The following is a 20,592-nucleotide window of genomic DNA, read 5'->3' on the forward strand; positions in this document are numbered from 1 at the left end:
TCAGTAAAAGAGAAACGGGATGGATTTAATTGTTTGGGAAGATATTATCAAGCTCCTGCTGGCGATGCTGCTGGGCGGTCTTGTTGGTGCAGAACGCGAATACCGTGGTAAATCGGCGGGGTTGCGGACCACCATTCTGATTTGTGTGGGTTCGGCGCTGTTTACCATTGTTTCCGGGCGTTTTAGCGAATACGACCGGATTGCCTCCAACATTGTCAACGGGATTGGGTTTCTGGGAGCCGGTATTATTTTCCGGCAGGAAACGGGTGTTCAAGGATTAACGACGGCGGCCACCATCTGGTCGGTTGCTGCAATCGGAATGGCGATTGGGGGCGGCTTTTACGATATTGCGGTGGGCGGGTTTGTTCTGATTGGAGCTACCTTGCTGATGCTGTCGGCACTGGCTGCGCGCATCGGGCGGATTAGTCAGGATCGGCAATACCGAATTGTTACTATTTTTAAAAATCAGACCTTGATTCATTATGAAATGCTTTTTAAAGAATTCGGGCTACAGGTGCAACGGCAGACGCAACAGCGTATTGGTAATGAAATCATTGGCTATTGGCGGGTTAGCGGGCCGGAAGATGCCCACGAACGTTGCATTCAACAGCTTTTGAGTGATCCGGAGGTGAAAGAGTTTACGTTTTAAAAGAACCACTAACTAAAAACCCTTATTTTTTCGTTTATATTGCAAGTACTCATTTTTGTTCATTAATCAACTCTATGAACCTCATACAGAAAGGCTTACTGGCGATCATGCTGGTGAGTAGCAGTGTCGCCTTCGGGCAGCTTACCGAGGACCCGGAAGATCGGCGCGGAGACGGTAAAGATCCGTTAAAAACCAAAACGCCGGAAGGAGAACCCCTGCCATTCTCGCAGCGTTTACGGTTTGGGGGCGGTATCAGCAACGTCTCGATTGGCAATCCGTTTAGCATTGGCGTATCACCCGTTATCGGTTATCAGGCTTCCGAGCGGGCAATCCTCGGCGTCGGCGTTAATTACGTGTACTACCGGGCTAAATTGTACTACCAGGGCGGGGCAACCGAAATTTACCGGGCTAACCAGTATGGCGGACGCGTATTCGGGATGTACGAAATTCTGCCCAATGTGGTCAAAAACCTGTATCTGCACGGCGAATTTGAAAATACTAACATCGGGTACACCAACTACAACATTATTCCGTACGAAACCCAGCGTCGCTGGGTAAGTGCCGGGTTGGTGGGTTTGACATACTCGCAACCGATCAGCCGACGGTTTGGTATCAATTTAACGGCTTTGTATAACCTCAGCTACAACGCAGATCCCACCTTTTCGTCGTTTGTCTACGGCAGTAGCCCGTGGGTGATCCGGGTGTCGTTCTTCTAGTCTGGACTGGGATTACGCGGATTAACCAAGAGTATTTTGGATTCTCTTGATTCTTTAATCCGTGTAATCCCGATTCAGCATGAAATTCTTCCTATACGGTTTACTTATCCTTTTATCCGTTGGGCGCAGTCTGGCGCAGACCCCCGACTTTTCTCAGGTACCGGGCATAATCGTCGCCCACAGCCCGGCGGTTTCGGGTTTGTACATTGGCTCTCCTAGCCTTTGCGTCCTGCCCAACGGCGATTATCTGGCCTCCCACGATTTGTTTGGTCCGCAATCCAACGAGTTTGTCCGGCCCAACTCCCGCATTTACCGCTCCACCAACCGGGGTAAAACCTGGACGCAGATTGCCGAAATCAACGGTCAGTTCTGGTCGAAACTCTACGTTCACCGCAACGGCCTGTACTTCTTTGGCACCGACAAACACCACGGCAATACCATCATCCGGAAATCTGACGACGGGGGCGTTACCTGGACCAACCCAACCGACGGCGACCACGGTTTGCTGCTGGCGGGCGAATACCACTGTGCACCCATGCCGTTTCTCGAACACAACGGGCGGCTCTGGCGGGCGATGGAAGACGCGATGGGAACTATCAAACAATGGGGCAAACGGTACGGTGCTTTCATGATGTCGATGCCGCTGGACGCCGACCCGATGAAAGCCGCTAGCTGGACGAGCAGCAACGTGCTGCGGTATGACTCCACGTACCTGAACAACGGTTTTGGCGGCTGGATTGAAGGGAATGCCGTCCTGAGTCCGGCGGGCGAGATGCTGGACATTCTGCGCGTCGATCATCGGAAATCACTGGACGAAAAAGCCGCTTTCGTGCGCATCAGCGCGGATGGGAAAACCGCTGCGTTTGACGTCAATAGCGGTTTTGTGCCGTTTCCGGGCGGCAGCAAGAAATTCACGATTCGCTACGACCCCAAATCGAAACTATACTGGACCCTGACGAATTATATTCCGCAGGAAGTCAAACAGGCCAATACCGGGAAAAATCCGGCCAGCATTCGGAACACGCAGGCGCTGTGCAGCTCTAAAGATTTAAAAAACTGGAACCTGCGCCAGATTGTGCTGCAACATCCTGACGTGGCCAAACACGGTTTTCAGTATGTGGACTGGCTGTTCGATGGCAGGGACATTATTCTGCTGTCGCGCACGGCGTATGACGACGGCCTGGGCGGGGCGCACAACAACCACGACGCCAATTTCCTGACGTTTCACCGCATCAAGAATTTCCGGAAAAAGCCGGTGAATTCTTTATAGGGCGGCTACATCCCGAAGGGCTTTTTTACGAGTGAGATACAGTTTGCTGTCGAGCGTCTTGCTGTAGCGTCTGTATCGTTGGTTTGGTTGCGGGTTTTTGCGCTCGTATTGCACAACCTCCCCCATATCAATCACTTCGTAATAGGAATTCCCGTACTGACGATAGACACGACCTTTTTTATCGGTATAGCCCCATACGGATTTTCTGGACACCTTTTCGGTACGGCCATCGGCGTATCGGACAACCAGATTGCCGAAGCTTGGAAACGCCGGCCGAATGGCCGTAATGGCTTGATCGACACCGGTGCTGTTTACATCCGCACTTTGCCGCAAAAGCCGGTTTGGCTCAACCCGTAGCCGTTGTTGCGGGGCACAGGCGGTTACCAGAATGGCGAGAAAAAGGACAATCTGACGCATAGGCAAGCGATTTGGTTACCTTAAAATACAGACATTTATTGATTTAGTAAACCGACAAACGGTTTTCGGGTTTAATAAAGGCTTTAGCTTTTAACCAGTTGCCAATTATGAAAAACATAGACGTGATTGCCACCGATTTACGATTCCCGGAAGGTCCGGCTTTTACCTCCGACGGTACGCTCTGGTGCGTTGAGCAGGAGGGGGAAAGTTTGTTCTGGCTGAAGCCGGACGGAACCCAGGGGCGCATTCACGTCGGCACGGGCAGCCGCCCGAACGGTCTTTATATCGACGACCTCGACCGGCTCTGGTTCTGCGATTCCGGTTTGCACGCCATTCGCTGCATTAGTTACCCCGGTCAGGAGCCCGAAATCGTGGTCGATCAGGTGGATGGGGAGCGGCTTAGCTGGCCCAACGATCTGACGTTTGATACCGAAGGGAATATGATTTTTACCTGTCCGGGGTCGCCCGACAAAGACGAACCGGGTTACATCTGCGTTTGTTCGGCGGTCGGTGAGGTCAAAAAGATTTCCGAGAGTTTGTTTTACCCCAACGGTCTGGCCTTTCTGCCGAATGCCCGCACACTGGTGGTGGCCGAAACCCACCGCAAACGCATCTGGACCGGGCGCTGGGATTCGACGGGCCTGAACTGGATCAATCCGACGGTTTGGGCCGAAACCGGTTCGGACGGTTTTGGACCCGACGGCCTGACGCTGGGGCCGGACAATCTGCTTTATGCCGCCATCTACGGCGGTAGTTGTTTACAGGTTTACAAGCCAATCGGCACCTTATCGGATACCATCAAACTCCCCGGCGAAAATCCTTCCAACTGCGCTTTTGACCCCACCGGCCGGCTTGGACTGGTGGTGACAGAAACCCAGAAGGGCCAGCTTTTGCGGATTATGGAGTGATATTAAAATCGGCGATTACTTATCTGCCGCCCATTCTTCACAATTTATTTCCTTTTCTTTCCAACCCTTTTATCATTCTGTCGCACTTTAGATCGAACGTTCAACGAAACCGATCACTTGACCCTGACGCCCGACTTAACGGAACAAGAACTGGTAACCCGCTGCCTGGAGCCAGACCGTCCGGCGGATCGGCGTATGGCGCAGCGGCTGCTGTTCGAGCGGTATAAACGGGCCATGTTTTCGGTCGCACTGCGGATTCTGAACGATAATGATCACGCCAATGATGCCTTGCAGGATGCGTTTGTGGAGGTGTTCCGGCACCTGGATTCGTTCCGGTTTCAATCAACGCTGGGGGCCTGGATCAAGATTATTGTAGTTCGGCAGTCTCTGCGGAAACGGCAGCTAGAATGGCGGTTTGAAACCATCGATGAAGAGCGGCACGATCAGGCCGTTGAGGTGCCGGATACGGTAACGGGCGAAGCATTGGACGCGGCCATTCGGTCGTTGCCCGACGGAGCGCGGACGGTGTTTGTGCTGGCCGAAGTGGAAGGCTACAAACACCATGAAATTGCCGCCATGCTGAATATTTCGGAAGGAACCTGCAAATCACAGGTCAGTTACGCCCGAAAGTTACTGCGGAGAAAACTAGCAGAACTGATCTGAACCCGGATTATGCAGATGCAGGAATTAACAGGAATGCAAAATGGATCTCGGAAAGGCTATAAAGAAGTTACCGGAACACGAGCCACGGGCCGACCTGTGGGAGCGCATCGACGCCGACTTGCGGGCCGATGCCGTCATTGACCAGGCGCTGGATGATCTGCCGGTTTTGGAACCGAAAGCCGATGCCTGGGAGCAGATTGCCGGAAAGCTGGAAGCGGAAGCAACATCAGTGCAGCCCTTGTGGGCGCGTTCGTTGCGGTGGGTGGCTGCGGCTGCCGTTGTCCTGCTGATGATCGGTGTCTGGCGGGTGTGGCAAGCGGATTCGGACGAAAAAGTGACCATTGCCTACGCCACTGAAACCGTCGAAATTGAACCGGAAAGCGGGCCTGAACCATTTGCTCCTGCCGCCGATCAGAAAGCTGAACGGTTTATTCGGGAGCAGTGTGCACAGCAAACCGTGGTCTGCCAAAAACCGGAAGTGAAAGAACTCAAGTACCAGCTTGACGAGCTGAACACCCGAAAAGCGGGTCTAGCGGAGCAACTGGCCCTTTTTGGCAATGATCCGGTACTGGTGCAGGCGCAAATCAAAATTGAAAACGAACGGGCCGAGGTGACCAAAGAACTTGTCCGGATTTTAACGATATGAGAACGCTGATTTTTCTACTGACCTTTTTCGCTCTCCCTGCCGCTGCGCAAACGCGGCTCCAGGTGGTGACGAAGACCGTGGAGAAAGAACTGGCGTACAGCAGCGGCCAGCGCGTGAACCTGACGGCCCAGAAAGCCGACATTACGATCAAAGGCTGGCAGAAATCAACGGTTTTGGTCCGCCTGAAACTGATTGCCAAGCACCCGGAGCGCGAAGTGGCCGAGCGCGAGCTGGATTACCTTAAGTATGAGATTCAGAGTCGGAATAACGTGATTGACCTCTCCAATCGCTTCACCATTCCGCAGCGGGTTGGCAGTCTTAAAGGCAACCTGAAAGCGGTTTATGAGATCTGGCTGCCGACGCGCTGCCCGGTTTCGCTCAACAACAGCTTTGGCGAGGTAAACCTGAGCGATCTGTCGGGCGAGACGGTTTTAAAGCTGGAATTCGGGAAGTTATCGCTGGTGAATCTGAGCGGTAAAACCATCGTTACGTCGGCGTATGGTGATATTGAAGCCAGCGAGTTAAGTGGAACGTTTACGATCAGGGCCGAGAAAGCCGAAACGGTACTGCGTGAACTGAGCGGAAGCGGAACAATTCAGAGCCGGTACGGGAAGCTAACCGTCTATCCCACAACCGGCCTGACGGCTTTGAGTGTTCAGGCGGCCCGTACGGAGGTGTTCGTGTATCCGAAGCGAATGGATGATTTTCAGTACGATATAGAAGCCAGCTATTCGACCATTCAGGTACCGGATGGGTACAGAGAATCCCTCGATGCTAACAAACGGCGGTTTAAATATCAGCCTTCCTCTCAGAAATCAACGATTGCGGTGACGAATTCGTACAGTCCGGTGGTCGTTCAGCCGACACTTGTTGGGGTGACGCTGGCGAAATGAAGCCGCTTAATTTTTAAAAGCTGAACTGATAGCTATGAAACGCATCCTTTTTACACTTATCGCATGTTGCGGTTTTTACTTTTTATATGCTCAATCCGCCCAGGCCCAGCAAACTACCTACTCACAGGAAGACAGCACCGTAACCACCAGCGAATTAAAACGGGCCTACCAGTACATCACGCGGGCAAATGTGGAGGAGAAAACCCTGATCAAGGTGGGCTTCTGGCCCAATGCCGGAGACCGGGATTATACGGGAAGGCCGTCCTTCCGAATTGGCCTGAATGCCGATGTGTCCGTAGAACGGAAAATAACCCCTTCGTTTTCGTTGCTGGCCGGGGCCGATTTTATGCTTCGTTACAATCGGTTTAATCAGTTTGCGGTTCCATTTTATAATGGCAATGATTTTAATGATACTGATAAGATCTTCCGGGCCTTTGTCTATGCGAAAGTAGGGGCACGATATTACTACGGTATGGCAAAACGGATTCAGGAAGGCAAATCTGCTAATAACTTTTCGGGAAACTACGTCGGTCTTCAGTTGACCAAGGGGCTTTCTGCCCGCGTAATTCAACATATATATGATACAAAAACCGGAGCAAGTGTGCGAACAGAGAACGGAGATTATGGGAGCGCATATAATGCTCCATTGCTCTCCGCCATGTGGGGAATGCAACGGAGACTAGGACGCCGGGGATTTGTTGACATCAATGCTGGACCAGAAGTAACCATTCCGGTCCGGGAGTGGAAAAGAAGAGATATTTATACATACTTACCTTTTATAAAAATGTATAAGAATAGTAATCGTCTTAGCTTATCCCTGCGCGTCAACGCCGTCATCGGGTTAGGCTGGTAAACGTTCGGCTTATTAATTCTTCTTTTTGAATAGGTAGGGCGCCAGTTGGATAATTTGTGTTGGTACATTACTGGTTTTTCTGTACTTTGTCCAACTCTCCTACCTGTTATGACTCCAGATATCGTCTTCCAAATCGCCAATGCGCTCGTGTTGCCGCAGTGGATTCTTATGATCGTGGCGCCCCGCTGGCATCCCACGGACTTCCTGACCAAAACCCTGCTGATTCCGGCTATATTAGCCATTTTCTACATTTTCTATCTTTTTTTTGGCAGTAGCGGGCTAGATTTTCAGTCGTTCAGTACGTTAGCGGGCATCAAAACGTTATTTAGCAAGGATACTGCGGTGCTGGCGGGCTGGATTCACTACCTGGCGTTCGATCTGACGGTGGGAAGCTGGATGCTGCGAAACGCCCAGCGTCGGCAGGTCGCCCATGCGTGGCTGGTTCCGTGCCTGATTTTTAGCTTTCTGCTGGGCCCCGTTGGTTTACTGCTGTACCTGATCGTCCGGACCGTGAAGCGGAAAAAACTCTATTGAGTCTATCTTTGTGTTGATGAAAACGATTCCCTTTTTACTCCTGCTCGTTTCGACCACGGCTTTTTCGCAGTCGCTGCTGTGGAAAGTGTCGGGCAACGGCCTGAAACAACCGTCTTACCTGTTCGGAACGTACCACATTCTGAAGGATAGTTACCTGAAGCAGAACCCCAAGGTGAAATCGGCCTACGAGGGAGCGGAAGGGGTGGTGGTCGAAACCGAAATCGACTCGTCGGCCATGCTGTCGATGGCCATGCGCGGATTGATGCTCAACACCAGTCTCAATAAGCTGCTGTCGGAAGCCGACTACAAACTGGTGGCCGACGAATTCCGGGAACGAACGGGGTACGATCTGGCCCTCTTCAATCAGATGAAGCCCATCGTGACGGCCACGATGCTGAGCCTGGCCTATGCCCAGAAGCAGTCCGATACGCTCAGCACGTTTACGGGTTTGCCAATTGATCTGTATTTCGCCAGCGACGGCCGCAAGCGCCAGAAAGCCGTCAACACGCTCGAAACGATGGAAGAACAGATGAGCTTTCTCTTCGACCACGACCCGGTGGAAAAGCAGGCCCAGCAGTTAGTCGAAATGGTAAAAGGGAAAGCTGATATGTATGAAATGAGCAAATCGGTTACCGACCTCTACCTGAAACAGGATTTACAGGGCATGTGGAAACTGAACGAAAAACACAGTAGCTCGTTTGGCGACATGACCTACCTGATCGACGAGCGCAACCGCAACTGGATGAAACGCATACCGGCGTTGCTGGCCGTCCGGCCCACATTCGTGGCGGTTGGCGCCCTGCACTTGCCGGGGCCGAACGGTTTAATTGAACTCCTGAAAAAAGAAGGCTATAAAGTGGAGCCGATGTAATTACGCAAACCGTCTTTTCAGAATTTCAACCAGCATCCCCACTTCATCGCTGTTCATGTCCCACGAATACTGCGCCGAATAGCGGTTCGTGACCAGATCGTGAGCTTGTTCGTAGCTCGTGGCGTGGTCGAGTTGCTCAATGGCTTCGTTGTAGGAAGCCGCGCTGCCATTAAACAACTGATTGATAAACATAAACTTCTGATTCAGCGAAATGCTCTTGCTGATGCTCTCGATTGGGGCGCGGTAAAAGGTTTCGCCAATCGTGACCGGCCCGGCTGGTTCCTCCGTTTTCGGACTCACTTCCAGCGTGGAAACATCGCTCGTATGGGTGGGCATCTGACTCGGCTGCATCGACGGGGCGGCTGGCTCGGCGGCCGGTCCTGAATCGTCCAGAAACAACGGTCTTACGCTTGATTCCGAATCCGGCGGGGCAAGGTTGACCACGGGTTCAAAACCGTTGGACGAAGGGGCTGCCAGCGGGACCGGTGGAACGGTCGTCTCGATGTCGGTATCAAAAAACGACTTATTCGGCGTGAAAACCGTCGGCTGGGGAACGTGCTCGTAGGAAGCCTTGCGAAGCAGAACAGCGGGGTCGAGCAAGACTTTTTCCGAAAACAACGGAATGTATTTATCCGGTTTTTCGAGTTCGCGCCCCCGCTGCATCAAAATTTCGTCGAGCCAGTTCAGCGCCTGATTCACGTAAACGGAGCTTTTGCCTTTCATCCGCTCCTCAATGGCCGCCGGTACAAACTTGTTAATCTGGGTGTAGCGGGTCAGTTGGTGGGCGGTTTCGGCTGATAGCGAAAAATCCGATTGATTCCGCAGTATATCGTCGAAGTAATAACGCGGATCGAACAGCAGAACCAGCGTCCGGCGGGTGGCTTCGGCCAGCAGCGGCTCCAGATGATCCCGGCGCACCGAAATATGCTGGGAGACGGTATTCATAAACACCTGCATCGCCTGCCGGACATCCGGGTGCTCAAAGTCAAAATAAGGACTGCGAAACCGCTCGGCATCGCTCCGCCATTTCTCCGATAGGGAGCTGATTACAAATAGATTGACTTGGCTGACGGCACTCAGTTTCAATAATTCCTGCCCGCTGATGACGGTATGGTGGGCAAAAAATTCTCCCGCCACTTTTCGGGCATACGATTTGCAATATTCAGTTAGGGAAGAGGAATTGAACTTGTTCGACATATCAAAATATCTTTGCTTTGTAAATATATGGTTTTCGCTTAGAAAATTCCGACCCGCCCGAATTGAAATTATCGCCGGTACTGCTTTTTGTCACAACAGAAAAAGGCCAGCGTACGGAAAGATAGAGGAAGTTAGCCCTGTGGCGACTTAGTTATCCTATTCAATGCTACGAACGTATGTTTATTGAACCAAACCGCCGACGTGAACCGCCCCACCTCCGTACGGGTTGGATTGAAGTGATTTGCGGCTCCATGTTTTCCGGCAAAACCGAGGAACTCATCCGCCGAATTAACCGGGCCATCATTGCCCGGGTCAAGGTTGTTATCTTTAAACCATTGATCGACAAACGGTATCACGAAGAAAATATCGTTTCGCACAACGCCAATGCCGTTCGTTCCCAGCCGGTGCAGTCGGCCCGGGAAATTCTTGAACTGGCCGGTGACAGCGAGGTGGTGGGCATCGACGAAGCCCAGTTTTTCGACGACAAAGAACTGGTTGAAGTCTGTAACCAGCTCGCCAACGAGGGCAAACGGGTTATTCTGGCGGGACTGGACATGGATTTTGAAGGGAAGCCATTCGGCTGTATGCCGCAGTTGATGGCCATTGCCGAATACGTTACCAAAGTTCACGCTATCTGTGTCGTTTGCGGAGACATTGCCAGCTATTCATACCGCTTGGCCCCTTCCAAAGAAAAAGTCCTGCTCGGCGAAACCGAAAACTATGAAGCCCGCTGCCGCCGTTGCTACAACTTGGGCAGTCAGGTCGTAAGCAAGGAGTGGGTGTACGAAGACAGCAATGAGGTAAGAATTAAGAGTTAAGGAATGATGAGTTGGAAATTCGGGTGGCAAAAGCGAACGGGTCAGGCGGTTTCCGGCCGGCTAATTTCCTGGTTTCTGCTTTTCACTCTTCACTCATCACTCTTCATTCCTAACTCCTTCGCGCAGCCCGGCATCTGGCGAACGCATCCGAGCTTTCTCTCTACCCAAACCGTGGCGGCTGTTCAGGACAAGATCTACTGCGCATCGGAAAACGGTTTTTTTTATTACGACGCCACGGCTAGCGAAGCCACGCGCCTGAGCCGCGATGACGGTTTTAGCGAAATAGGAGTGAGCCAACTGGCTTACCTGACCGATCAGAAACGGCTCCTGATTGCTTACCGGAGTGGCGCGATCGACCTACTTTCTGTCTCCAATACCGGCGAACCCGCCGAAATAAGGACGATTACCCTTATACGCGATGCCGCCCAAATTTCCGGTAGTAAGCGCATCAATCACCTGGTCCGCGTTGGCAACGACGCCTATCTCTCCTGCGATTTTGGCATTGTGGTGCTGGACATTGCCAGCTCCGAAATCCGGGATACCTACCGCAACATCGGTCCCAGGGGTGCCACGGCGGTGGTATATGCCACGGCGTTTGCCAACGATTCCATCTATGCCGCCACCTCGAGTGGCTTGCTGGCGGCTCGTTTTGACCCGACGGTCAATCTGGCTTTTTTCGGGAACTGGAAAACCGTGTCTTTACCGGCGGGTACATCCGTGCGGTCGGTTGTCGGGGTCAATAACCGGTTATACGCAGCCGTTCCGGGTCAGGGCGTTGCCGAGCGACAGGGCGGTCGCTGGACGGTTGTGAAAGCCTTGCCGACCATCACGGGTTTAGTGCAAACGGCCACGGAATGGGTAGCAACGGCCCCCGGTCAGCTTCAGCGCGAGTCGGGTATGGTGCTGAATAATGCGCTGATTGGCGAACCGAAGGAAGTTGTGGAAGCCGCCGGTAGCTTCTGGGTGGCCGATTCGCTGTCCGGCCTGTTGCAAATCACCGGCACGGCGGTTCAGGCCGTCAGTCCGGACGGGCCCGGTTCGGATGCGTTTCAGCAACTGGTGGCGGCTGGTCAGCCGTCGCAGATTGTAGCCTTGCCGGGTGGATTTTCGGAGGAATTAAAACCGTTGCGCCGTCGGCGCGGTTTCGATCAGTTTCGGGAAAACCGTTGGCAGAACTTCCTGGACCGTTCCCTGCCCACCGATTTTGTGACCGCCGTGTATAACCCCACCGACCAGCGCACCTATCTGGGAAGTTTTGGGGGCGGTTTATGGCACTATCAAAACGGAAATCCGCCGGAGGCTCTTAACCGGGTCTTGGGCAACATCAGCAGTCTGGCCGTTGATCCGAACGGCGAAACCTGGCTCGCAACACCGACCCTGAATGGTGGGCTAGCGTCGCTTTATGTTCGGCGGAAAAATGGTTCCTTCGAATCCTTCACGCCCAGCCGGGGCGATATTCAGCAGCTTTTGATGGATGATAACGGCTTTTTGTGGATGCGGCTGAGTGCGGCCAACGGCGGGGGAATGCAGGTGTTCGACCCGGCTACGAACCGGAGCCGACTCTTGTACGATCAGGCGGGCGAAGGGGATTTGCCGGACCGGAATGTGCGCTCGCTGGTGAAAGACCGCGACGGTTTGATCTGGATTGGGACCGACAACGGCATTGCGGTTTTCGATAATCCGTCGGCGGTTTTTACCGGGAGCGTCAATGCCTACCGGCCCGTTTTTGAGCGTCGCCGGTTGCTGAGTGGCGAATCCGTCACGGCCTTGGCCGTCGATGGGGGCAACCGCAAATGGATCGGGACGGCCAACGGTTTATACCTGTTTAACGAAGACGGTACCGGGCTAGTCGAACAGTTCACCAGTCAGAACAGCCCGCTGCCGTCGAATCGGATCAACGCATTGGCCATCGAACCCCGAAGTGGTGAGGTGTTTGTCGCCACACCCAACGGTCTGGTTTCATACGGCGGAACCGCCAGCGAACCGGCTCCGGCCTTTGCGGGCATTACCGTTTTCCCCAATCCTGTCCGGCCCGATTTTAGCGGTTTGGTAAGCATTCGGGGTCTGGTCGAAAATACCGTTGTCAAAATTATGGATGCGGGCGGGCAGCTCGTTTACGAAACCCGTTCGCAGGGCGGCACCGCTACGTGGAATCTGCGCGATTACCGGGGCCGGGTTGCCGAAACGGGCGTTTATTTTGTGTTTGCCGTCAGTCCGGACGGACGGGAGGGCATGGCCGGGAAGTTGGCTGTTGTGCGGTAATTCTGTCCTAACGTTTTATTTTTGTAGAATGATCAATAAACCATTCATTGTCGGAATTACGGGCGGGAGTGCTTCCGGCAAAACATCCTTTTTGAAAGGATTGCTTAGTGCTTTTTCGGAAGACGAAATTTGCCTGATTTCGCAGGATAATTACTATAAAACGCTGGACCAGATTCCGCGCGATGAGATCGGTATTCCTAATTTTGATTTACCAGAAACCATTGATCATCACCAATTTGCTGAGCATATTCGGCAATTGCACGAGGGCAAAGTTGTTGAAACGACCGAGTACACATTCAATAACCCGAACGCGCTTCCCCAAAAACTCATTCTTCGACCAACGCCCATTATTGTTGTCGAAGGAATCTTTGTCTTCCATTTTGAAGATGTTGCCGAACAGTTGGATTTAAAAGTGTTTATCAACGCCAGCAACAAGATAAAATTCGAACGGCGGATGACCCGCGATCAGGCCGAACGCGCCCTGACCCCCGAAATGATCAAACACCAGTGGGAGTACCACGTCCGCCCAACCTACCGGGAGTTTATCAAACCCCACAAAGCCAAAGCCGACATTGTGATTCCAAACAATCATCATTACCAGAAAGGGCTGGACGTGGTAATTGGGTATTTGAAAGGGAAAGTCGCTAATTTGGCCCCCAGATAACCAAAACCGTTGCCACTACAGGCAACCCTTTATTTCCTGAACCCATATGAATTTTACACCCACGCTGCTCTCAGCCGCTTTGTTGCTGGCAACTTCCGCTATGGCTCAAAAACCGGAAACCGTTGATCTCTGGCCAACCAACCAAGTCTTTAATGCCATCCCGAACGAGGCCGTTCAGGAGAAGGCGGAAACGGGCAAGGACGGTATTCTGCGCATCAGTGATGTGAAAGTGCCGACCATAACGGCTTTTCTGCCACCCAAAAACAAGGCCACCGGAGCGGGTATTATGATCTGTCCCGGTGGGGGATACGCACTGCTGGCGTACGGGCACGAAGGTGAAGAAATGGCGAAGTGGTTCAACGAGCGCGGCATTGCGGCTTTTGTCCTGAAAAATCGCCTGCCCGACGATCGGACGCAGACCAACAAACACGAAGTGCCGCTGGCCGACGCCATGCAGGGCATGAAACTGATCCGGCAGAATGCCGCCAAATGGAACGTTGATCCGAATCGGTTGGGTGTGATCGGCTTTTCGGCGGGCGGGCACCTGGCGGCCACTTTATCGACGCACTACCACCGGGGGGCGAGTGCCAGCGAAGAGGCCAAACCCAACTTCGCGATTCTGATGTATCCGGTAGTGACGTTCGGCGAAAAAGCGCACGCGGGCTCACGGGAGCGGTTGCTGGGCAAAAACGCGAGTCCGGAGCAGGTAGCTTATTATTCCAATGAGCTACAGGTCGATGCCAAAACCCCGCCGACGTTTCTGGTCCATGCCGAAGATGACAAAGCCGTGCCGGTGGAGAACAGCATCGACTATTACCTGGCGCTGAAGAAATTCAACATCCCCGCCGAAATGCACCTGTATCCGACGGGCGGCCACGGCTATGCGCTCCGCACCAAGGGTAAAGGCTCGCTGGAAGGCTGGCCGGCAGCGTGCGAAAACTGGCTGAAGTCGATGGGGTTACTTGATAAAAAGTAAAAAGTTATCTCGCAGAGTTAAGCGGAGTTAAAAAGAGTTGATCAGAGGCTCTGCTTAACTCTGCGAAATAACCCATGCTTCTATACCCGCAGGAAAACTTTCTTTTTGTACATGAAATACAGAAACGCCCATTTCACGGCCAGGAATGCCAGGACGCTTCCCACCGCCCGGACGGGTTCGGAGAAAAAGCTCAGAAGTCCTTCAAAGAAGAATTTGGCCGCATATTCGAAGTCGATGAACTCGCCAGCGATGTAAATCAGGATGGAGTTCATGCCGATTACCGTGAAGAAAAACGCCCAGCCGCTCACTTTCCTGACATCAATAATCCAGTAAAACAGGGCGAGCATCAGCACGCTCCAGCCCCCGGCTACGAGCACAAATGAGCTGGTCCACAGGTTTTTGTTGACCGGGAAAATCCAGCCCCAGCTATACCCCAGAATCAGGCAGCCAACACCGCCCAGCATGAGCCACAGCGTTTTTTGATTAGGCTGGGCAACAGGCCCCTGGCTGCGGAGCAACTGGCCGGAAAAGATACCGAGCAATGCCGTACCGATGGCCGGAATGGTGGAGAACAACCCTTCCGGATCGTGGACTTTCAGGTATAAGCGGCCCGGTAAAACCGATCGATCAATATAACCCGCCAGACTGCAATCCAGCGTTAGCACTCCGGCTCCGCAACCCGGCACTGGAATCAGCTTCATCACGGCCCAGTAGCCCAGCAGCAAACCGGCAAACCAGATGTATTGGGCTTTGGGGTTCGGAAAATACAGGTAGATCAGTTGAGCGAACATCCCGGCCAGACCAATCCGGGCCAGTACGCTCGGAAACCGCATGTCGCTGATGGGTTTTGTAAACAATCCGTTGTTGTAAATGATGCCGAGTGCAACCAGAATCAAACCGCGCGTGATGACTTTGCGGGCCAGCTCACTTTTCGAAACACCCCGTTCCAGCCGACTTCCCACCGCAAACGGCGTTGAAACCCCTGCCATGAACAGAAAAAGCGGAAAAATGCAGTCGTATGCCCGAAAACCGTCCCATTCGACGTGAGTAAACTGTTCGGCCAGCAGGGCGGCCCATGCCCAGCCGGTTGTTTTGGCCAGAACGTGGAAAATCTCTTCTCCGCCCGCAATCCAGAACATATCAAAACCCCGCAGGGCATCCAGAGACATCAGGCGTCGGACGGGCGCCGGTTGAGCGATTGCCGGCTCGGTGGTAGCCGTAGAGGTTACTTGCATAGGTGGGTTGGTTGTATGAATTACTGGTAATACTGCGCCGAACCACGAATGGGCTATCCATACCGGGACAGCCTTTATTTCTCGTTGAGAATCAGCGGAACGTTACCGCGCCCGCCCAGCACCACAATCTTGGTATTGGGTGAGGCCGCCAGTTCGCGCTGGGCTTTGATTTGTTCGTATTGCAATTGCTTATCAGAAAGGCCCGTTGCCAGAATCTTCTGGTAGTCGGCAATGCCCTGTGCTTCAACGCGTTTTCGCTCGGCTTCCTGCCGTTCTTTTTGCAGGACAAACTGCATTTTCTGCGCTTCCTGCTCGGCATTGATCTTCGATTCGATGGTCGTTTTGACCGATGCGGGCAGGTTGATGTTCCGGATCAGCAGTTGTTCGAGCATGATGCCCCGTTTACGGAGGTCCGATTCGATGGTTTTATAAATCCGGCTTTGAAATTCATCGCGCTTGGTGGAATAAAGCGAAACCGCATCATAGTAGACGGCGTTGTCGCGGATGCGCGTTCGGGTGATGGGCCGCACCACTTTGTTGGAATAATCGGAGCCGATGCTGCGGTAAATGTTGGGCGACTCGCTGGGAATCACGCTGTAGAGAACCGTCAGGTCGATGACTACCTCCAACCCGTCGGCAGTCAGTACCCGGATAGCGTCGTCGCCCAGTTGCCCGCTTTCGTCATGGGCACCCGACATGGTATAATTCTGAGTCTTGATGTCGAACTCCGTCACGGCCACCAGCGGATTCACCACATTCAGCCCGCTTTCGAGAACCCGGTTCTGAACGCTGCCGAACAAACTTTGTACCCCCACCGTTCCGGCGTCGATCTGGCGAACCGAAGCCGCGAGCAGGCCAACCAGAATAAGGATGATTCCGACAACCTTAAACGGTCGGGCGAACCGCGAGACTGCCAGCGATGGCGTATTGATGGAAAAACCGACGATGAGCGCCAGAATGCCGAGGATCAGGAAAAACATAAGGTAGCAGGATTGGGCTTAGAGAGCCAAAACCATTGGTTTTGACACAGGCTTAAAGTAGTAATGATACAAACTTTTAGCCATAGAACATAACCCACAGGCCAGACAAGTTCGTAAGAAGCCGGACCAGCCCCCTAACCCTTACGGACTTAGGAGTGAAAAAGGGTTTGCTACCTTACTCCACCGTAAACCGCTGAATCCATTCCGCCACGGTAGCGTTGGTTAGGTTGAAAAGCAGGTTCGGGAAAAGTCCAAGCAGCAGGGCAAGAGCCGCCAGCGGAATCAGCATCAGCCGTTCGCGGGCGTCGAGGTCAGAAAGAGGGTGGGTGTTTTCCGTGCGTGACCAGAGCGCTCCGAAGAACATGCGCTGGAGTGTCCACAGAAAATACGCGGCCGCCAGAATAATGCCCAATGTTGCCACCGCCGTCATCCAGCCGGGCAACCAGAGCGACTGAAAACTGCCCATCAGGGTGAAAAGTTCGCCCACGAATCCCGAGAAGCCGGGCAACCCGAGGGAGGCAAAAAAAGCAATGGCTGTCAGGGCCGTGTAACGCGGCATGGCACTGGCCAGACCCCGGTAACTGTCGATGCGCCGGTCGTGGGTACGGTCGTAGAGGACGCCGGTGAGCAAAAACAACATTGCCGATAGGACACCGTGGCTCGCCATCTGATACACCGCACCGTTGATGCCTTCCGACGTCAGCGACGCAATGCCCAATAGAACAAAGCCCATGTGCGACACCGACGAGTACGCAATCATCTTCTTCAGATCAACCTGAGCCAGTGCGTTAAAGCCGCCGTAGACAATCGAAACGACGCCCAGACCCGCTAGCAACAGGGCGTATTCTGCCGCCCCGTCAGGGAACAGCCCCCAGCCGATGCGCAGAAAACCGTACCCCCCGATTTTGAGCAGAACACCCGCCAGTACAACCGATACGGGCGTAGGAGCTTCCACGTGCGCGTCAGGCAGCCAGGTGTGCACTGGAACGACCGGTAATTTAATCGCAAAGCCCAGAAAGACACACAGAAAAGCCAGCATCCGTGACGGAATACCAAGCCAGACAATTTCGCCCGCCGGGCCCAGCAGCGAATCGGGCAGGTAATTGCCGCCGTGGGTCATGTACCGCAGATCAAACGTATGAACGATTTGCTGCGGCTGAATTTTGTAATCGGCCAGCAGGTATTGGACCTGTTCGATCAACTCGGCGGTGGCTTCCGAGCGGTCGCTGATGATGCCCATCTGGAGGGCCGTTTCGACCGGGTCCATCACCGATAGGTACAGGCAGATCATTACCAGCAGAATAAACACCGAACCCGCCAGTGTGTAGAGAAAAAACTTAATGGATGCATATTCCCGGCGCGGACCGCCCCACAAACCGATGAGGAAATACATCGGCAGCAGCATGAATTCAAAAAACAGAAAAAACAGGAAGAAGTCGAGCGCAACAAAACAGCCGATGATGGTTGATGTGAGCAGCAAATAGAGCGAATGGTACGCCTTCAGCCGCTTGTCAATGGTCCACGAGGAGATGGCCCCCACGAGCATAACAGCCCCCGTCAGCAACACCAGCGGCAGGCTGATCCCGTCGATACCCACCAGGTAATCAATGGAAACCAGACCAAGCGAACCCAGCGGCAGGCTGATCCAGTCCGTGCGTTCGAGGAGTTGATAACTGGCCTGGGCCGGGTCGAAGGAGACATAAACCGCCCCGCAGATCAGGAGTTCCAGCACGCAAACCGTCAGGGTAATCCACTTGTAACTAGCCTTCAGCCTGTCCGGGAGCAGAGCCACCAGCAACGAGCCAATCAACGGAAGAAAAATGAGTAGTGATAACATAGTATAGAGCCGGTAGCCGTAATGAGACCGACTACATCAAGAACCAAAGAATCAATAACAAACCAATGACGGCACTGGCAATGTACGATTGAACCCGCCCGTTTTGCACCGAGCGCGTCAGACTACCCAGCCGGTGTGCCAGCCACGACGCACCGTTAACCAGCCCATCGACGATATTCCGGTCAATCCAGCCGACAATGTGGGCCAGCACGACATTTCCCATACCAATCAAATTGACCACCCGATCGACCACCCGTTGGTCGAACCGGTAAGAGAACCGGGAAAATTGAACGAAAGGCCGAACGATCGACCGTTTATAAAAACCGTCGAGATACCAGTTGTGCTCTGATAAGCGGCTATGCGTGGTGGAGTCTGGTACAACCGGCATTCGCCAGCCGAGCCAGATGCCAAGCGCGGCCACGGTTACCGACAAAACCGCAATCCAGAGATGTTCTTCGGGTTCGCCCTGCGAAGGAAATACCCGGAAAAACCAGCTATGTCCGGCGGAGAACGGGTTTCCGGCAAAGACGAAACCGATGGATAAAGCCGCCAGCAACAGAATCGGAACTGTCAGCATCAGTCCGGATTCATGCGCAGGACTGTGATGCCCGGCTTCGGCATGACGCGTTTCGCCGAAGAATACCAGACGCCCCTGCCGGGCCATGTAGCAGGCTGTTAAGCCAGACGACAATACCGCCAGGACCGGAATGAGATAAGCCCAATTGCCCTGTTGCCCGGCCCATTGGAAGGCACCCGTCAGGATGGTTTCTTTTGATAAAAAGCCCGAGAACAGGGGCAGACCCGCCAGCGCAGCCGAACAGATCGCCCAGCCCACAAACGTCAGCGGCATGGCCTTTCGCAGACCGCCCATCCGGCGCATGTCCTGCGTATGAACACCGTGAATGACCGAGCCAGCGGCCAGAAACAGGCCCGCTTTGAAAAATGCGTGGGTAGTCAGGTGAAAAAGCGCACCGACGGCATTTCCGGTGCCCATGCCGATGACCATCAACCCGAGTTGCGAAACGGTGGAATAGGCGAGTACTTTCTTGATGTCGGTTTGGTACAGCGCCGAATAAGCCGCCATCAACATCGTAATGGTACCGATGAGCGTAATGATCAGCAGGGCATCGGGCGTCAGCAGAAAATGGATACGGGCCAGCAGAAAAATACCGGCGGCTACCATCGTGGCCGCATGAATCAGGGCCGACACCGGCGTGGGGCCTTCCATGGCGTCGGGCAACCAGGTCGTCAGCGGAAACTGGGCCGACTTGCCGATGCAGCCGCAAAACAGACAAAGCCCGGTGAGCGTAGCCAGCCGACCGTCGGAAACGAACAGGTCCGGAAGCTCGGTCAGGTCGGTGGTGCCGGATTGGAAAAGCAGCAGAAAAATACCGAGCAGAAAACCTGCGTCGCCGATGCGGTTCATGATGAACGCTTTTTTGGCAGCCGCGGCTGCTTCGGGTTTGCGGAACCAGAAACCAATCAGCAGATACGACGAAAGGCCCACCAGTTCCCAGAAAGCATACATAATGATCAGGTTACCGGCCAGAACGATGCCCAGCATGGAGCCGATAAACAGACTCAGAAAGCCGAAATACCGGTAGCGGTCCTGCTCATCGTGCAAATAGGAGATGGAGTAAATCTGAACCAGCAGCGCAATGAAGTGGACAATGACCAGCATCAGCAGGGTCAGCGGATCAACGTGAAAGGTGATGGGGACCGAACGGCCCGGAATAGCCAGCCAGTCGGTGCGGAGGGTCAGGAGGTCGGAGCCGGTTTGTGTGGTCAGCCAGATCGACAAACCCAGACCCGTCAGCGTTAAAACCGCAGCCGCGCTACCCACCCAGCCATTAATGCGCCGACCGGCCAATAGCCAGGCGCTTCCGCTCAGAAAAGGCAGGAGGATAAGGAGCCAGAGAAGGTTTCGGACGGTATTTTCGTCAAGCATCACGCAAGATACGGGTGGACGTTCGGCCGGGCAAATATCCTGAATAAACGGGCCAATAAAAATAATTCGTTGATTTTATAGGCTATTCATCGAATCACGAAGCCGTTGCATGGCATAAACTGGATGCAAAAGTACGTTCTGCCCGGCATCTATGCGCCCATTGCAGCTACCCAATTGGGAAAAAGGATGCTTTAAGCTTCGGCAAAGAGGGTTATTGTATCGTCTGGAGACTGTAAAATGCGATACCGGGATACT

Annotated in this window: 20 protein-coding genes; 14 read left to right on the forward strand and 6 right to left on the reverse strand. The window is 53.6% G+C overall.

The features are described 5' to 3' along the window. The first annotated feature begins 19 nt into the window (after positions 1–19). From LX87_RS02765 to LX87_RS02775, 3 genes are all read left to right on the forward strand, one after another. Entirely contained in the window at positions 20–649 is a 630-nt protein-coding gene (locus LX87_RS02765) for an MgtC/SapB family protein (protein WP_111626636.1), read from the forward strand. A gap of 74 nt (positions 650–723) precedes the next feature. Further along, positions 724–1,365, forward strand: coding sequence for a hypothetical protein (locus tag LX87_RS02770; RefSeq protein ID WP_111626637.1), 642 nt, complete (start codon positions 724–726; stop codon positions 1,363–1,365). A gap of 79 nt (positions 1,366–1,444) precedes the next feature. Continuing rightward, positions 1,445–2,635 (forward strand): exo-alpha-sialidase, encoded by a 1,191-nt coding sequence (locus tag LX87_RS02775; protein ID WP_170139293.1) that lies wholly within the window; start codon positions 1,445–1,447, stop codon positions 2,633–2,635. Here LX87_RS02775 and LX87_RS02780 read toward each other — a convergent pair. Then, positions 2,630–3,052, reverse strand: coding sequence for a hypothetical protein (locus tag LX87_RS02780; protein WP_111626638.1), 423 nt, complete (start codon positions 3,050–3,052; stop codon positions 2,630–2,632). The two genes, LX87_RS02775 and LX87_RS02780, sit on opposite strands and share 6 nt — an antisense overlap. Before the next feature lie 107 nt (positions 3,053–3,159). On the opposite strand from LX87_RS02780, the gene LX87_RS02785 reads away from it, so the two are divergent. The 7 genes from LX87_RS02785 (at position 3,160) to LX87_RS02815 (ending at position 8,420) form a co-directional block, all read left to right on the forward strand. Then, positions 3,160–3,960, forward strand: coding sequence for an SMP-30/gluconolactonase/LRE family protein (locus tag LX87_RS02785; RefSeq protein WP_111626639.1), 801 nt, complete (start codon positions 3,160–3,162; stop codon positions 3,958–3,960). 117 nt (positions 3,961–4,077) lie between these two features. Next, positions 4,078–4,623, forward strand: coding sequence for an RNA polymerase sigma factor (locus LX87_RS02790; RefSeq protein ID WP_229310526.1), 546 nt, complete (start codon positions 4,078–4,080; stop codon positions 4,621–4,623). Positions 4,624–4,663: 40 nt separating this feature from the next. After that, a complete protein-coding gene (locus LX87_RS02795; protein ID WP_111626640.1) occupies positions 4,664–5,269 on the forward strand; it encodes a hypothetical protein in 606 nt (201 codons plus the stop codon). Continuing rightward, on the forward strand, positions 5,266–6,162 hold the full coding sequence (locus tag LX87_RS02800; RefSeq protein ID WP_111626641.1) for a DUF4097 family beta strand repeat-containing protein: 897 nt from the start codon (positions 5,266–5,268) through the stop codon (positions 6,160–6,162). Before LX87_RS02795 ends, LX87_RS02800 begins: the two co-directional genes overlap by 4 nt. Before the next feature lie 34 nt (positions 6,163–6,196). Then, a complete protein-coding gene (locus LX87_RS02805) occupies positions 6,197–7,015 on the forward strand; it encodes a hypothetical protein (protein WP_111626642.1) in 819 nt (272 codons plus the stop codon). Between the two features lie 108 nt (positions 7,016–7,123). After that, positions 7,124–7,549 (forward strand): ABA4-like family protein, encoded by a 426-nt coding sequence (locus tag LX87_RS02810; protein WP_111626643.1) that lies wholly within the window; start codon positions 7,124–7,126, stop codon positions 7,547–7,549. Positions 7,550–7,565: 16 nt separating this feature from the next. Continuing rightward, entirely contained in the window at positions 7,566–8,420 is an 855-nt protein-coding gene (locus LX87_RS02815) for a TraB/GumN family protein (protein ID WP_111626644.1), read from the forward strand. Here the strand turns inward: LX87_RS02815 and LX87_RS02820 are convergent, their stop codons facing one another. Beyond that, a complete protein-coding gene (locus LX87_RS02820; protein ID WP_111626645.1) occupies positions 8,421–9,617 on the reverse strand; it encodes a DUF8457 domain-containing protein in 1,197 nt (398 codons plus the stop codon). A 176-nt stretch (positions 9,618–9,793) separates the two neighbouring features. Between LX87_RS02820 and LX87_RS02825 the strand changes: the two genes are divergently transcribed. The 4 genes from LX87_RS02825 to LX87_RS02840 are packed head-to-tail and all read left to right on the forward strand — an operon-like array spanning position 9,794 to position 14,337. Then, the gene (locus LX87_RS02825) at positions 9,794–10,435 is read left to right on the forward strand and encodes a thymidine kinase (RefSeq protein ID WP_111626646.1); all 642 of its coding nucleotides are present in this window, start codon (positions 9,794–9,796) and stop codon (positions 10,433–10,435) included. 3 nt (positions 10,436–10,438) lie between these two features. Further along, complete coding sequence (gene porZ / locus LX87_RS02830) at positions 10,439–12,697, forward strand: type IX secretion system anionic LPS delivery protein PorZ (RefSeq protein WP_111626647.1); 2,259 nt, start codon at positions 10,439–10,441, stop codon at positions 12,695–12,697. Between the two features lie 28 nt (positions 12,698–12,725). Further along, on the forward strand, positions 12,726–13,361 hold the full coding sequence (udk, locus tag LX87_RS02835; RefSeq protein ID WP_111626648.1) for a uridine kinase: 636 nt from the start codon (positions 12,726–12,728) through the stop codon (positions 13,359–13,361). A 46-nt stretch (positions 13,362–13,407) separates the two neighbouring features. Beyond that, on the forward strand, positions 13,408–14,337 hold the full coding sequence (locus tag LX87_RS02840) for an alpha/beta hydrolase (RefSeq protein ID WP_111626649.1): 930 nt from the start codon (positions 13,408–13,410) through the stop codon (positions 14,335–14,337). An 80-nt stretch (positions 14,338–14,417) separates the two neighbouring features. On the opposite strand, the gene LX87_RS02845 is transcribed toward LX87_RS02840, so the two are convergent. The 4 genes from LX87_RS02845 to nuoL form a co-directional block, all read right to left on the reverse strand. Beyond that, on the reverse strand, positions 14,418–15,572 hold the full coding sequence (locus LX87_RS02845) for an acyltransferase family protein (RefSeq protein WP_111626650.1): 1,155 nt from the start codon (positions 15,570–15,572) through the stop codon (positions 14,418–14,420). Positions 15,573–15,646: 74 nt separating this feature from the next. After that, positions 15,647–16,552 carry a prohibitin family protein gene (locus LX87_RS02850; RefSeq protein WP_111626651.1) on the reverse strand — a complete coding sequence of 302 codons (906 nt, stop codon included), beginning with the start codon at positions 16,550–16,552 and terminating at the stop codon, positions 15,647–15,649. Between the two features lie 175 nt (positions 16,553–16,727). Further along, positions 16,728–18,389, reverse strand: a complete 1,662-nt coding sequence (locus LX87_RS02855) for a complex I subunit 4 family protein (RefSeq protein WP_111626652.1) — start codon at positions 18,387–18,389, stop codon at positions 16,728–16,730. A 31-nt stretch (positions 18,390–18,420) separates the two neighbouring features. Beyond that, the gene (gene nuoL / locus LX87_RS02860; protein ID WP_111626653.1) at positions 18,421–20,337 is read right to left on the reverse strand and encodes an NADH-quinone oxidoreductase subunit L; all 1,917 of its coding nucleotides are present in this window, start codon (positions 20,335–20,337) and stop codon (positions 18,421–18,423) included. Positions 20,338–20,592: the final 255 nt, after the last annotated feature.

The sequence above is a fragment of the Larkinella arboricola genome (assembly GCF_003259745.1).
In the GTDB taxonomy this organism is placed as follows: Bacteria; Bacteroidota; Bacteroidia; order Cytophagales; family Spirosomataceae; genus Larkinella; species Larkinella arboricola.

Bases quoted from the DNA above. Each gene is read 5' to 3' on its own strand.
- LX87_RS02765 (WP_111626636.1), top strand. From the start codon at position 20: ATGGATTTAATTGTTTGGGAAGATATTATCAAGCTCCTGCTGGCGATG.
- LX87_RS02770 (WP_111626637.1), top strand. From the start codon at position 724: ATGAACCTCATACAGAAAGGCTTACTGGCGATCATGCTGGTGAGTAGC.
- LX87_RS02775 (WP_170139293.1), top strand. From the start codon at position 1,445: ATGAAATTCTTCCTATACGGTTTACTTATCCTTTTATCCGTTGGGCGC.
- LX87_RS02780 (WP_111626638.1), bottom strand. From the start codon at position 3,052: ATGCGTCAGATTGTCCTTTTTCTCGCCATTCTGGTAACCGCCTGTGCC.
- LX87_RS02785 (WP_111626639.1), top strand. From the start codon at position 3,160: ATGAAAAACATAGACGTGATTGCCACCGATTTACGATTCCCGGAAGGT.
- LX87_RS02795 (WP_111626640.1), top strand. From the start codon at position 4,664: ATGGATCTCGGAAAGGCTATAAAGAAGTTACCGGAACACGAGCCACGG.
- LX87_RS02800 (WP_111626641.1), top strand. From the start codon at position 5,266: ATGAGAACGCTGATTTTTCTACTGACCTTTTTCGCTCTCCCTGCCGCT.
- LX87_RS02805 (WP_111626642.1), top strand. From the start codon at position 6,197: ATGAAACGCATCCTTTTTACACTTATCGCATGTTGCGGTTTTTACTTT.
- LX87_RS02810 (WP_111626643.1), top strand. From the start codon at position 7,124: ATGACTCCAGATATCGTCTTCCAAATCGCCAATGCGCTCGTGTTGCCG.
- LX87_RS02815 (WP_111626644.1), top strand. From the start codon at position 7,566: ATGAAAACGATTCCCTTTTTACTCCTGCTCGTTTCGACCACGGCTTTT.
- LX87_RS02820 (WP_111626645.1), bottom strand. From the start codon at position 9,617: ATGTCGAACAAGTTCAATTCCTCTTCCCTAACTGAATATTGCAAATCG.
- LX87_RS02825 (WP_111626646.1), top strand. From the start codon at position 9,794: ATGTTTATTGAACCAAACCGCCGACGTGAACCGCCCCACCTCCGTACG.
- porZ (WP_111626647.1), top strand. From the start codon at position 10,439: ATGATGAGTTGGAAATTCGGGTGGCAAAAGCGAACGGGTCAGGCGGTT.
- udk (WP_111626648.1), top strand. From the start codon at position 12,726: ATGATCAATAAACCATTCATTGTCGGAATTACGGGCGGGAGTGCTTCC.
- LX87_RS02840 (WP_111626649.1), top strand. From the start codon at position 13,408: ATGAATTTTACACCCACGCTGCTCTCAGCCGCTTTGTTGCTGGCAACT.
- LX87_RS02845 (WP_111626650.1), bottom strand. From the start codon at position 15,572: ATGCAAGTAACCTCTACGGCTACCACCGAGCCGGCAATCGCTCAACCG.
- LX87_RS02850 (WP_111626651.1), bottom strand. From the start codon at position 16,552: ATGTTTTTCCTGATCCTCGGCATTCTGGCGCTCATCGTCGGTTTTTCC.
- LX87_RS02855 (WP_111626652.1), bottom strand. From the start codon at position 18,389: ATGTTATCACTACTCATTTTTCTTCCGTTGATTGGCTCGTTGCTGGTG.
- nuoL (WP_111626653.1), bottom strand. From the start codon at position 20,337: ATGCTTGACGAAAATACCGTCCGAAACCTTCTCTGGCTCCTTATCCTC.